This window comes from Streptomyces europaeiscabiei (genome assembly GCF_036346855.1).
GTDB classification, from domain to species: Bacteria; Actinomycetota; Actinomycetes; order Streptomycetales; family Streptomycetaceae; genus Streptomyces; species Streptomyces europaeiscabiei.
Map to the genome: position 1 here is coordinate 10,649,993 of NZ_CP107841.1, position 11,784 is coordinate 10,661,776.

At 72.4% G+C, this 11,784-nt stretch carries 10 protein-coding genes; all 10 read right to left on the bottom strand.

The genetic code is table 11. The features are described from left to right. Positions 1-3 precede the first annotated feature (3 nt). The 10 genes from OG858_RS46350 to OG858_RS46395 all read right to left on the bottom strand — a co-directional run bounded on the left by OG858_RS46350 (position 4) and on the right by OG858_RS46395 (position 11,734). Positions 4-1,128 (bottom strand): MFS transporter, encoded by a 1,125-nt coding sequence (locus OG858_RS46350; RefSeq protein WP_179201270.1) that lies wholly within the window; start codon positions 1,126-1,128, stop codon positions 4-6. Positions 1,129-1,375: 247 nt separating this feature from the next. Then, positions 1,376-2,863, bottom strand: a complete 1,488-nt coding sequence (locus OG858_RS46355; protein ID WP_086750884.1) for an MFS transporter — start codon at positions 2,861-2,863, stop codon at positions 1,376-1,378. 92 nt (positions 2,864-2,955) lie between these two features. Then, entirely contained in the window at positions 2,956-3,420 is a 465-nt protein-coding gene (locus OG858_RS46360) for an RrF2 family transcriptional regulator (RefSeq protein WP_218779655.1), read from the bottom strand. A 56-nt stretch (positions 3,421-3,476) separates the two neighbouring features. Continuing rightward, positions 3,477-5,078 (bottom strand): FAD-dependent oxidoreductase, encoded by a 1,602-nt coding sequence (locus tag OG858_RS46365; protein ID WP_319268841.1) that lies wholly within the window; start codon positions 5,076-5,078, stop codon positions 3,477-3,479. Positions 5,079-5,084: 6 nt separating this feature from the next. Further along, positions 5,085-5,885: an arylamine N-acetyltransferase family protein gene (locus OG858_RS46370; protein ID WP_319268844.1), complete on the bottom strand. Its 801-nt coding sequence runs from the start codon at positions 5,883-5,885 to the stop codon at positions 5,085-5,087. 10 nt (positions 5,886-5,895) lie between these two features. Next, positions 5,896-6,951 carry a 3-oxoacyl-ACP synthase III family protein gene (locus OG858_RS46375; protein WP_319268846.1) on the bottom strand — a complete coding sequence of 352 codons (1,056 nt, stop codon included), beginning with the start codon at positions 6,949-6,951 and terminating at the stop codon, positions 5,896-5,898. Between the two features lie 161 nt (positions 6,952-7,112). Beyond that, positions 7,113-9,029, bottom strand: a complete 1,917-nt coding sequence (locus OG858_RS46380; RefSeq protein ID WP_319268848.1) for an anthranilate synthase family protein — start codon at positions 9,027-9,029, stop codon at positions 7,113-7,115. Further along, complete coding sequence (locus tag OG858_RS46385; RefSeq protein WP_319268851.1) at positions 9,026-9,649, bottom strand: isochorismatase family protein; 624 nt, start codon at positions 9,647-9,649, stop codon at positions 9,026-9,028. Before OG858_RS46385 ends, OG858_RS46380 begins: the two co-directional genes overlap by 4 nt. Before the next feature lie 91 nt (positions 9,650-9,740). Beyond that, positions 9,741-10,511, bottom strand: coding sequence for a 2,3-dihydro-2,3-dihydroxybenzoate dehydrogenase (locus OG858_RS46390; protein ID WP_086750892.1), 771 nt, complete (start codon positions 10,509-10,511; stop codon positions 9,741-9,743). A gap of 53 nt (positions 10,512-10,564) precedes the next feature. After that, positions 10,565-11,734 (bottom strand): 3-deoxy-7-phosphoheptulonate synthase, encoded by a 1,170-nt coding sequence (locus OG858_RS46395; RefSeq protein ID WP_086750890.1) that lies wholly within the window; start codon positions 11,732-11,734, stop codon positions 10,565-10,567. Positions 11,735-11,784 lie beyond the last annotated feature (50 nt).

Consider the following 11,784-nt stretch of genomic DNA (forward strand, 5'->3'; position numbering starts at 1 on the left):
GCGTCAGGTCGCCCGCGCGGCGCGCAGGACACCGGCGGTGGCGACCGCCAGAGCCGCGGCCAGGAACAGCGCCAGCGAGGAGAAGTCCGAGAAGCCGACGGCGAGCTGGGCGCCGGCGCCGGCCCCGACGTTGAGGGTGAAGCCGTACACCGCGATCGCGGTGGTCTGCGCGGCCCCGGCCCGGGCGCCGACACTCTGGATGAGCGCCGGACCGAGCGTGGAGAACCCCGCCATGAACGCGAACAGGGCGGCGCCCAGGGCCAGGGCACTGTCCGCGCCCCCCACCGCGGCCAGCATCGCGGCGGTGGTGACCACCAGCGCCCCGCCCGCGCGGCGCGCCGCGGAGAACCGGCTCAGGGCCGGGGCGAGCAGCACGGCGGCCAGCAGCGCAGGCAGGGCGCTGGCGCGCAGCGCCAGCAGGGCCGGGCCGTCGTCCGCCATGCCGGCGGGGCCGTGCAGCTGGACACCGGTGTAGGCGGCCGTGAGGCTCGCCGCGCCGACCATGATGACCAGGTACAGCGTGACCATCCGCCCGCCCAGGACGGCCCGCAGCCCGGAGCGTGCGGCCGGGTCCGCCCGGCCGGCGTCCCTGCGCTCCTGGGGCAGCAGCACCCGCCAGGAGACGGCGGCACCGACCAGCAGCAGCGGCACGGTCCCCCAGAACACCCACGTCCAGCCGAACAGCGACGCCACCAGCTGGGCCTCGGCCTGCCCGATCACCACGGTGGCGCCCATACAGGCGGAGACCACGGTCAGGGCCAGGGCGACCCGGTGCGGGGCCATGCGGGCGTGCAGATACGCGTACGACATGGGGATGAACGAGCCCGCGAACAGCCCCTGCAGGGCGCGCAGGGCGACTCCGGTGCCCAGTGACGTCACCAGCGGCAGCAGGGCCGTGACCACGGCCATGGCCAGGACGCTGGTGACCATGACGGTACGCCGCCCCCAGCGGGTGGCCAGCGGGCCGCTGATGAGCGAACCCGCCGCGTGGGCGAACGCGAACGCCGTGGTCGACAGCGCCGCCGACTGTGTCCGCACACCCCAGGCGGCGGCGAGTTCGGGCATGAGCGGAATGGTGACGTACATCTGTCCGACCACGAGCACGCCCATGAGGGACACGGTCGTCACGGTCGCGGCGAACGGGGCTGTCCGTGACGTCGCCGAAGGCACTTCGGCAACCGATAATTTCGACATACACCGATCCTGCGGGGGAGGCCGCGGCCCCGGCAATCGAACGGCCCGCTATGCGTCAAGTCCCCCATGGCCGGCGTTGAATCCGTCCGCGGAAATGCCGAACCCCCGCACCCGCGGGGGAACGAAACAGTGCGAGGGGCCGGCAGCCGGCGCACCCGGTGGGGTGCGCCGGAGATGCGGGTCAGACCTGAGCGGTCTGCGGCTCCTCACTCGCGGCGGCCGTGGCCGAACCCCCGGCCACGGCCCGCCCCTTCTTGGCCGGCTTCTGCAGGCCCAGGGAGATCAGCGCGGTCAGTGCGATACCGACCGCGGCGATGAACACCGCGGTGCGCAGGCCGTCGTTGGTGGCCGCGCGCAGCGCCTCGCCCTGCAGACCCTCCAGACCGGAGTTGGCGACGGCGACGAGGACGGCGAGACCGACCGCACCACCGATCTGCTGCGTGGTGGAGGCCATACCGGAGGCGATGCCCTGCTCCATCGGGTCCACACCGACCGTGGCGGCGCCGAACATCAGGGTGTAGCCGGCGCCCTGGCCCAGGCCCAGGACGACCATGCCGGGGATCAGGGAGACGTAGGAGCCGTCGGTCGCCAGCGTCAGACCGACGATCACCGTGCCGGCCAGGCCCACCAGCAGGCTGGCGATCATGATGGCGCGCAGACCGAACTTCGTGGCCAGACGGCCGGCGGTCTGCGCGCCGATGGAGATGGCGACCATGGGGACCAGGAACGCCAGCCCCGTCTCCAGCGCGTTGTAGCCGTGCACGCCCTGGAAGTAGACGGTCAGGAAGTACAGCAGGGAGCCGAACGTCGCCATGTAGAAGAAGGTGACCGCCGCGCCGGTGCTCAGGTTCCGGTTGCCGAACAGCCGCAGCGGCATCAGCGGGTCCTTGCTGTTCTTCTCGATGACGAAGAACGCCGCCAGCAGCGCGGCGCCCAGGACGAGCGCGCCGACGATGACCGGCGAGCCCCAGCCCGACTCCGGGCCCTGCACCAGGGCGAAGACGACGGAGGTGGTACCGACGGTGGCGGTGAGCGCGCCGGCCAGGTCGAAGGAGCGGCCCGAACTGCTCAGGGTGTCGCGGGAGATCAGCGGGAAGGCGAACAGGATGGCGATGACGGCGAGGGGAACGTTGACGTAGAAGACGGACTCCCAGCCGAACGCCTCGGTCAGCACACCGCCCAGCAGCGAGCCCAGGATCATGCCGGAACCGCCGGCCGTGCCCCACACGGCGAAGGCGCGGTTGCGCTCCTTGCCCTCGGCGAACCTGGTGGACACCAGCGTCAGCGTCGCGGGGAAGAGGAACGCGCCGCCGATGCCCTGCACCGCCCGGGCCGCCATCAGCACGGCAGGCTCGGTGGCCAGGCCGCCGGCCAGCGAGGACACCCCGTACAGCGCCAGCCCCAGGACGAAGATACGGCGCGGCCCCCACAGGTCGCAGGCCCGGCCGCCGAGCAGCAGGAACCCGCCGAAGGCGACCGCGTAGGCGCTGATCACCCACTGCAGGGTCTGGGAGGTGAAACCGAGAGCGTCACCGATCTCGGGGAGCGCGACATACACGATGTTGTAGTCGATGGAGATGATCAGCTGGGCGAACGCCAGCAGCGCCAGGAGGAGTCCGGGGCGCCGGCGCGGTGCCTCGAGGGCGGCGCCTGTGGCCGAAGACGGCATGACTGTGCCTTTCACTACGGGTCGGAAAAAGAGGGGCGCGCGGGGCGCCGCACCGGGAACGAACAGCCCGGCGCGTGGTGCGGGGGGTGCACTCAGTCCTGGTCGAACCAGTTGCGTACGTGGTGCGGTGCTGCGGGGTCGGCCCGTCGCACGGTGTCGGCCGGCTCGGCGATCGTCCGGCCCGCGGGCCGGTGCCGCCAGGCCGGTTCCGCGCCGGCGAAGGCCTGGGCCACGGTGCAGGGGGCGCGCCGGCCGGCCGGGCCGTGGTGACGGATTTGCGTGCACGAAAAGGCTTGTGCCGCACCGTCGATGGCCGTGGCCACGTCCATCAGGCTGATGTCGTCCGGCTTCCGGCCGAGACGGCAACCGCCACGGGGGCCGGAGCGGGACGAGACGATGCCGGCTCGTCCCAGTGCGTTCATCTGCTTGTTCAGGTAGGCCGGCGGCAGAGCGTGGAACGCTGCCGGTCCGGCCGCCGGCACCACCTTGTCAGGAGAGAGCCAGGACAGGCTGATGCAGCAGTGCACCGCCCATTCCACGCCCTCTCTCAGCTTCATGTCCTGGACATTACGCATCGGCGATGTCCGCGGTGAAGGCCACACTTCTTTTAATGTCAGGTCGCGTCCGGGGCGGCCGGCCGGGCCGTCAGGGACGCTTTCAGCTCCGTCTCCAGACGGCCGAGGTCCGCCTCGTGGCCGTGCGCCGCGATGTGCCCGTCCGGCCGCACCAGCCAGTAGCCCGCACGGCGGCAGCCGGTGGCCAGGGCGCTCTCCGGGCGGCGCAGCACCACCGTGCGCAGCAGCCGTCCGTAGCGGGCGGCGGCATGCCCGGCCTCGGTGCGCCAGGTGTCCGAGGGCGGGGCGAGGACCAGGGTCCAGCCGTGGGGATCGGTGCCGGGGCCGCTGATGTTGTGGGCGAGGGCCGCCCGCCGCGGGAAGACCGCGCCCTCCTGCAGGCCGCCCGGGATCCGCCCCAGGACCCGGCAGCCGGCCGGCCCGGAGGGCCGCTGGGTGGCACGCACCGGCGGGTAGGCCAGACGCCGGCCGGCCATCACCGGCGTGTAGTACCGCGACACCACGCCGCTGCGGTCGAGGAGTTTGAAGGCGGTGTCCCGGGCGAGCACCTTGGCCGGGCTGCGGGCCACCCAGGCGCGGGTCTGCAGGTCGGTGTCGCGCACGATCTGGCGGGTGGCCTCGGAGCGTTCCGTGCCGTAACTGGCGAGCAGACAGGCCGGCGAGGCGCCGCGGATGACGGCGGCCAGTTTCCAGGCGAGGTTCTGGGCGTCCTGCAGGCCGTTGTTCATGCCCTGGCCGCCGGCCGGGCTGTGCACGTGCGCGGCGTCGCCGGCCAGGAAGACGCGCCCGACGCTGAAGTCGGACGCGTGACGGGCGTGCACGCGGAAGACGGCCTGCCACACCGCCTCGGTCAGCCGTACCCCGCGCGGCCCCCGCTCGTCGAGGATCTCCTGCATCAGCTCCAGGGAGACCTCACGCCGGCCCTTGGGCATGACGGACAGGAAGCGGTGGATGCCGCCGGGCATCGGCACCACGACCAGGGCACCGCCGGCCGCCTGGTAGAACAGGCACTCGTCCCGTGGCAGGTCGCCCTCGGTCCGCGCGTCGACGAGCGCGAACGCCATCTCGTAGGTACTGCCCGAAAACCCGACGCCGAGCTGGCCGCGGACCGCGCTGCCGGCCCCGTCGGCGCCGATGACGTAGGGCGCCCGGATGCGGCCGACGCTGCCGTCGGCCAGCTCCACGACGGCCGTGACACCGTCGGTGGCGGCGAGGTCGCCGGAGAAGTCCACCCCTTCCAGGGCCAGCAGCCGCACCCCGCGCTCCACCTTGCCGCCGAGTTCGGCCAGACGCTCGGCGAGCAGACGCTCGGTCACGTGCTGCGGCAGCACCCGGCAGGCGGTGTCCTCGTCCAGGGGGAAGGAGGCGAGCGGCTTGCGGTCGGAGAAGTAACTGAGCCGGTTGATGCGCAGGGACTCGCGGTGGACGGCGTCGCCGAGCCCGGCGTCCTCAAGGATGTCCAGGGCGCGGGGCCACACCGACAGTGCCTTCGGTGTCGTCGACGCGGCCCGGGCACGGTCGATGACCCGCACCCGTATGCCGCGGCGCAGCAGTTCCACGGCCGTCAGCAGGCCGGTGGGTCCGCCGCCGACGACGAGTACGTCGATGTCGGGCGGCCCGGTGGTGGTGATCTCGCTCATCGCTCTTCAGTCCGTCCGCACGCCGGCGGTGACGCCTCCGGCGGGCCGGTCGGGCAGCCGGTCCAGGTGGATGCCGAAGTACTTCTCGTAGGCCTGGAGTGCCTCGCTCTCGCTTCCGAGGGTGTGCTTGGAGCGCTCCTCGCCCGCGACCATGCTGACCTGGGCGTTGCCCTTGAGCGTGACCAGGCCGTCGGGGGTGCGGATGGAGCAGAACAGGCCCTGCAGGAACGAGGAGTCGGGCGAGGTGCGGTACCACCACAGGGTCGGGGCGAAGTCGGCGATCTGCACCGGCCGGTCCGCGACCCGGTAGAGGGGCTTGCCGCCGAGGTACACGTCGACGACGCCGTCGCCCGCGTCGTGCAGCTGGTAGTCGCCGTGCGGGTCGTGCTGCACCTCGCGGGAGGCCAGGTTCAGCGGGAAGCGGCTGTTGCGGCCGAAGCCGACGTCGACCAGCCAGTCCTGGCCGTCGGCCCTGACGCGCAGCGCCAGGTGGCCCAGGAAGGGGCCGAGCCCGTCGGGGCGGTGCACCCAGCCCGGCAGGATGTCGAGCTCGTAGCCGAGGGACGTCAGCAGGAACGCCAGGGCGGGGTTGACCTCGTAGCAGCCGCCGCCCCGGTTCTTGCGGACGATCTTCTCCAGGACGCGTTCGTCCATGAAGATGTCCTCCCCGAGGTGGTAGTCGAGGTTCTCGAAGGGGACCGACAGGATATGACGCTCCATCAGATGGCGGAGTCCTGCCAGGTCCGCGCGGTGCGGCCGGTCCGCTTCGATCCGGCGCAGGTAGTCGTCCATGATGTTGTCCGGCATCACCGTCTCCTTAGACGTGCGGGGTGCTGTGTGAGGGGTGGTTGCGCTGCCAGCGCAGCAGTGACAGGCCCATGGCCATGCCGCCGCCGAAGCCGGCCAGCAGAATGAGGTTTCCGTCGCTCAGCCGTCCCGAGCGGGCCGCGAGGTCGAGGGTGACGGGGACCGAGGCGGATCCGGTGTTGCCGAAGTCCTCGTAGCTGAGCCGTGTGCGGCCGGCCGGGACGCCGAGCGAGGCCGAAAGGTCCTCGAGCATGCGCCCGTTGGCCTGGTGCGGAACGAAGTGGTCGATGTCTTCGACGGAGAAGCCCGCGCCGGTCACGAAGGCGCCGATGGCCGGGGCGACCGTGGCGTCGACGAACTCGCGCACACCGCGCCCGTTCATGGTGAAGTAGTGCAGGCCCTGGGCGAGGGTCTCGGGCGTCGCCGGCAGGCGGCTTCCTCCGGCCGGCACCTCGATCAGGTCGCGTTCGGCGCCGAACCCCGCCAGCTGTCCGGCCAGCAGGCCGCGGGCGGGCCGGGCCGGGCCCAGCACCACCGCTCCGGCTCCGTCCCCGAAGAGGATGGCGGTGCGCCGGTCGGCGGGGTCCAGGATGCGGGAGTAGATGTCCGCGCCGATGACCAGCGCGTAGGGGGAGTCGGAGCCCGCGAGGATGTGCGCGGCCGTGTTCAGTGCGAAGACGAAGCCGCTGCAGACGGCGTTGACGTCGAAGGCGGCGGGCCCGTGGCCCGCGCCGAGGCCGTCGGCCACCACGCAGGCGGTGGGCGGCTGCGGCGAGTCGGGCGTCGAGGTCGCCACGATGATCAGGGAGAGGTCCGCGGCGGTGATGCCGGCGGCCTCCAGCGCGGCCCGGCCCGCGGCGACGGCCAGGTCGGACGTCGCCTCGTCCGGTTTGGCCCGGCGCCTGTTGCGTATCCCGGTCTTGCGGTGGATCCATTCGTCGGTGACTCCGGCGGCGGCGGCGACCTCGTCGTTGCCGACCGCATGGGAGGGCAGACAGGAACCCGTGCCCAGGATCGCGATGCCGGCGGGCCTGCGGGTTGAGCGAGCCGTACCCGTGGTGATCATGTGTGACCCTTCGGTTGAGAGTTCGGTCCTCCCGCAGCAGATGGTCCCCAGGGCGTCCGGTCGGGGGCAAAGCCCGGCCGGAGAACCCGTCAGGTCGCCGGGGAGTACGTCAGATGGCGGCCGGCCGGCGCTCGACGCCGGCCGGCCGCCGACAGCGGTGGTCAGTCGGCCACGGCCAGGCGGGAGCCGGCCAGGAGACCGTGCACGAGGTCGCCGGTGATCCCGACGCCGTTCTGGGTCAGGACGGACTCCGGATGGAACTGCATCGACGCGAACCGCGTGCCGCGCAGCGCGTGGACCTCCAGACTGCTCGTGTCCCGGGCGATCTCCACGACCCCGGCCGCGTCCGTCTCCGTCTTGTCCTCGCAGCTCACGGCCGCGAACGTGTTGTAGAAGCCGACCCGTTCGCGCCGGCCGAACAGGTCGATGTCACGCTGGACACCCTGGTTGGGGACGGCTCTGCGCCGCAGGTCCAGGCCGAGGCGGCGGCTGAGCACCTGGTGGCTCAGGCAGATCGCCAGGAACGGCCGCTGCTCCTGGAGCAGTGTGGTGATCGTGCGGTCCAGATGGGCGATCTTGGGGTGGGAGAGATCGCCCGGGTCGCCGGGGCCCGGGCCCATCACCACCAGGTCGTGGCCGGCGAGCCGGTAGGGCTCGTCGAACCGTTTCACCGTCACCTGCAGCCCCAGGGAGTGCAGCTGGTGCCCGATCATCGAGGTGAAGGTGTCCTCCGCGTCCACCACGAGGACCTTCAGCCCGGGCGGCAGCGGCCGTTCGGCGGCGGGCGGGCCGCCCGCGAGCCAGAACCCGGCGATGGTCTCGTTGCGCTGCTCCAGCGCCCTGCGCACCTCGGGATGGGCGGCGAACCGGGTCGGGCCGTGGCCTTCCAGCGCGGCGAGCAGCCCGGCGGCCTTGGCCCGGGTCTCGGCCACCTCCGACAGCGGATCGGAGTGGCGTACCAGCGTGGCTCCGACACCGATACGCACCTGCCCGGCCGCGTCGATGTCGGCGGTGCGGATGCAGATCGCGGAGTCCAGGGCGAAGCCGCCCGCCGCGTCGCGGCCCATCAGGGCGGCCACGCCGCTGTAGTAGCCGCGGCCGCTGTGCTCGTAGCGGCCGATGACCCGGCAGGCGCTCTGAAGCGGGGAACCGGTGACCGTCGGCGCGAACATCGTCTCGCGCAGCACCTGACGCGGGTCGATGGCGGTGCGTCCTTCGATGAAGTACTCGGTATGGGCGAGCCGGGCCATCTCCTTGAGGAAGGGGCCGCTGACCCGGCCGCCGTCCGGGCAGATCCGGGCCATCATCTTCAGTTCCTCGTCCACCACCATGTACAGCTCGTCGGTCTCCTTGCGGTCGGCGAGGAAGTCCATCACCTCGGGCAGGGTGGGGCCGGAGGCCGGGTAGCGGTAGGTGCCGGAGATCGGGTTCATCACGGCCGTGCCGTCCTGCACGCTGATGTGCCGCTCGGGTGTGGCACCGACCAGGGTGCGGGTGCCGGTGTGCACGACGAACGTCCAGTACGCGCCCTTCTCGCGCTCCAGAAGCCGCTTGAAGAGGGTCAGGGCGCTGCGCGGGGAGTACTCGCCGATGTCGAGGGTGAAGGTCCGCTTGATGACGAAGTTCGCGCCCTCGCCGGTGCCGATCTCGTCGGCGATGATGCGGCGGACGGTCTCGGCGTAGGCGTCGTCGTCCACGTCGAAGCGGGCGCCGGAGGTACGGATGTTCTCCTCGGGCAGCCGGGCGAGAACGGTGCCCAGGGCGGCGCTCTCCTGCCGGGTGACGCTGAGGGCCACCAGGGGGGTGCCGTCGTCGTGGGCGGTGAAACCCCGCTCGGTGATCTGCCGGTAGGGCACGAGGGCGAGCACGTCGTGGCGGGGACCGTCCGCGCTCCCGGGCTCGGGCAGCGGGATGTCGGACAGGGTCCGGGGGTGCGACACCTCGCCGACGAGGATGTCGACCAGCTGGGGGCCGTTCGCCTCGGGCCGGTGCAGCAGGGCGAACGGGCCGGGCTCGGCGCCGAGGATCTCGTCGAGCAGCGTGCCGTTGGGCGGCCCCTGGGGGCGGTCGCCGGTCATGACAGGGCCTCCTTGGCGGTGGTGACGACCGCGCAGCGCGCGGCCGCGTACTCCAGGGCCATCCGGTGCTGGCTCTCGGTGAAGTCGGCGACGGCGTCGGCGATCACGAACGTCTCGATGTCGTGGCTGAACGCCTCCACGGCCGTGATGAGCACGCCGACGTGGGCGTAGACCCCGCAGACCAGGAGCTGGTCACGCTGGTGGAAACGCATCCGGGTGAGCAGGTCGGTGTGGTGGAAGGCGCTGTAGCGCCACTTGGTCACCAGCCAGTCCCCCTGGCGGGGGGCCAGGGCGTCGACCACGGCACGGTCGGCCGGGGCGGGACGCATGCCCGGGCCCCAGAAGTCCTTGAGCAGGCCCCGCTGGTGGGCGCTCATGCCGCCGGGCTGGGCGGTGTAGGCGACGGGGATGCCGAGCCGGGCGCACTGCTCGCGCAGCTGGGCCGCGTTCGCCACGAGCCGGCTGCGCAGCGGCTCGGGGAACGGCTCGAGGAAGTAGCGCTGCATGTCGTGGACGAGGAGCACCGCGCGCGCCGGGTCCACGCTCCACGGTGCGGTGTTCGCCGGCAGCTGTGACGAGGAGGGCAGGGGGTACGACTCGATGGTCGGAAGTCCGGCCATGGTGGTCTCGGTTCCTTTCTCCGCGGTGTGTGCCGCCCGCCGCCGCGTCAGGCGCGGCCGGCGGCGACACAACCGTGCTTCCGGCACGGGGCTAGGCGCCGAGCGCCGCGCCGCCGTCGACGGTCAGGGTGTGCAGGGTGATGTGGGAGGCCTGGTCGGACAGGAGGAAGGCCACGGCGCGCGCGACGTCGCCCGGCTGGGCGAGCTTGCCCAGCGGGATGCCGACGCGGAAGGCGTCGAGGTTCCCGGCGACGGTGGCGCGCGGACCGGCTTCGTCCTGCCACATGGAGCTCAGCATCGGGGTGTCGGTGGAGCCGGGGGCGACGATGTTGCAGCGGATGCCGTGCCGGGCCACCTCCAGGCCCAGGCTCTTGGTGAACATCTCCGCCGCCGCCTTGGAGGCGGCGTACGCCGCCATTCCGGTCCGGGGGGTGGCGGCGGCGTTGGAGGCGACGGTGACCACCGCCCCGCGGCCGCGCGGCACCATACGGGCGACGACGGCGCGCGAGAGATGGAAGACGCCCGTGGTGTTGACGGCGAAGGTGCTGTTCCAGTCGTCGTCGCTGAAGGTGGACACCTCGCCCAGGCGCAGCACCCCTGCCGCGTTGACGAGGAAGTCGATGGGGCCCAGGCGCGCTTCGATCTCGGCGACGGCCTCGTCCACCGCCCGGCTGTCGGTCACGTCCGCCGGGAACGGTGCCACCGGCAGCCCGTCCGCGCCCAGTTTCTCGATCATCTCGCCGAGCTGGGCGGCATCGCGGTCGACCGCGGCCACCGCGGTGCCCTGTTCACCCAGGACACGGGCGACGGCCGCGCCGATGCCGCCGGCGGCTCCGGTGACCAGCGCCAGTCTGTTCTCCATGTCGTGCCTCTCCTTCACATGCCGTGCGGGCAGGGGCTGTTCGGTGTGGCCGGTCACGACTGCCAGGCGGACACCACGGAGATGCCCTGGCTGACGTTGAGCCGCGGGTCGCACAGGCTCTGGTAGGCGTCACCGACGAGGCCGGCGGCCCGCGCGTCGCTGACGCACTCCATGACCGCGTCCGGCGTCGTCTCCAGGTGCAGGCCGCCGGCGATGCCGCCGCCCGCGGTCACCGCGTGGTGGAAGGCGACGACCTCGCGTTCGGCCGCCTCCACGTAGCGGGTCTTGAACCCTTGCGGGGTGGTGACGGTGTTGCCGTGCAGCGGGTCGGTCAGCCAGATCACCGGGTGGCCCGCCCTGCGTACGGCCTCGACCAGCGGGGGCAGGGCGTCGGCCACCGCGTCGGCGCCCATGCGGGCGATGAGGGTGAGCCGTCCCGGCTCGCGCCGCGGGTCCAGACGCCGGCACAGATCCAGCAGTTCCTCCGGGGTGATGCTCGGGCCGACCTTGCAGGCCACCGGGTTGACCACGCCGGTGAGCAGGGCGACGTGCGCGCCCTCGGGCTGGCGGGTGCGCTCTCCGATCCACGGCCAGTGCGTCGAGGACAGCACGAGTCCGTCGGTCTCGTGCCGCAGCAGGGGCACTTCGTAGTCGAGGAGCAGGGCCTCATGGCTGGTCCAGACAGCGGGGTCGATGAGGTCCGTGCCGCGGGCACGGTGCCAGTTCAGGTGGTGCATGATCTCGTCGGCCGCCATGTACCCGGTCAGCAGGCGCAGCGGATCGGGGCGGCGTCCTTCGGGGGTGGGCTCGGGGTTGTTGACCATGTGGCCGCGGTAGACGGGCAGTTCGACGCCGCCGATCAGCTCGGTCGGTTTCGAGCGCGGCTTGCCGAACTGTCCCGCGATACGGCCCACCCGGATCACCGGCTTGCCGGTGACCAGCCGCAGCGCCCCGGCCAGCAGGTCGAGCACGGCCGCCTTGCGCGCGACATGCTCGGCGGTGCATTCGTCGGGGTCCTCGGCGCAGTCCCCGGCCTGCACCACCAGGGCCTCGCCGGCCGCCACCCGGGCCAGGTGGCCGCGCAGGGCACGCACGTCGTCCGCGCGCACCAGCGCGGGCCGGCTTGCCAGGTCCGACCGGACCCGGCTCACCTGCGCCGGGTCGTCCCAGACCGGCTGCTGAGGGGCGATCTTCCATTCGAGGTCGAGCAGTGGATAGTCCACGGATGTCTCCAGACAGGGAATACGGACGGTGGGGAAAAAAGACACGGCAC

What these genes read in the sequence shown, in the direction of transcription:
- OG858_RS46355 (WP_086750884.1), bottom strand. Translation starts at nt 2,863, where the DNA reads ATGCCGTCTTCGGCCACAGGCGCCGCCCTCGAGGCACCGCGCCGGCGC.
- OG858_RS46360 (WP_218779655.1), bottom strand. Translation starts at nt 3,420, where the DNA reads ATGAAGCTGAGAGAGGGCGTGGAATGGGCGGTGCACTGCTGCATCAGC.
- OG858_RS46365 (WP_319268841.1), bottom strand. Translation starts at nt 5,078, where the DNA reads ATGAGCGAGATCACCACCACCGGGCCGCCCGACATCGACGTACTCGTC.
- OG858_RS46370 (WP_319268844.1), bottom strand. Translation starts at nt 5,885, where the DNA reads ATGCCGGACAACATCATGGACGACTACCTGCGCCGGATCGAAGCGGAC.
- OG858_RS46375 (WP_319268846.1), bottom strand. Translation starts at nt 6,951, where the DNA reads ATGATCACCACGGGTACGGCTCGCTCAACCCGCAGGCCCGCCGGCATC.
- OG858_RS46380 (WP_319268848.1), bottom strand. Translation starts at nt 9,029, where the DNA reads ATGACCGGCGACCGCCCCCAGGGGCCGCCCAACGGCACGCTGCTCGAC.
- OG858_RS46385 (WP_319268851.1), bottom strand. Translation starts at nt 9,649, where the DNA reads ATGGCCGGACTTCCGACCATCGAGTCGTACCCCCTGCCCTCCTCGTCA.
- OG858_RS46390 (WP_086750892.1), bottom strand. Translation starts at nt 10,511, where the DNA reads ATGGAGAACAGACTGGCGCTGGTCACCGGAGCCGCCGGCGGCATCGGC.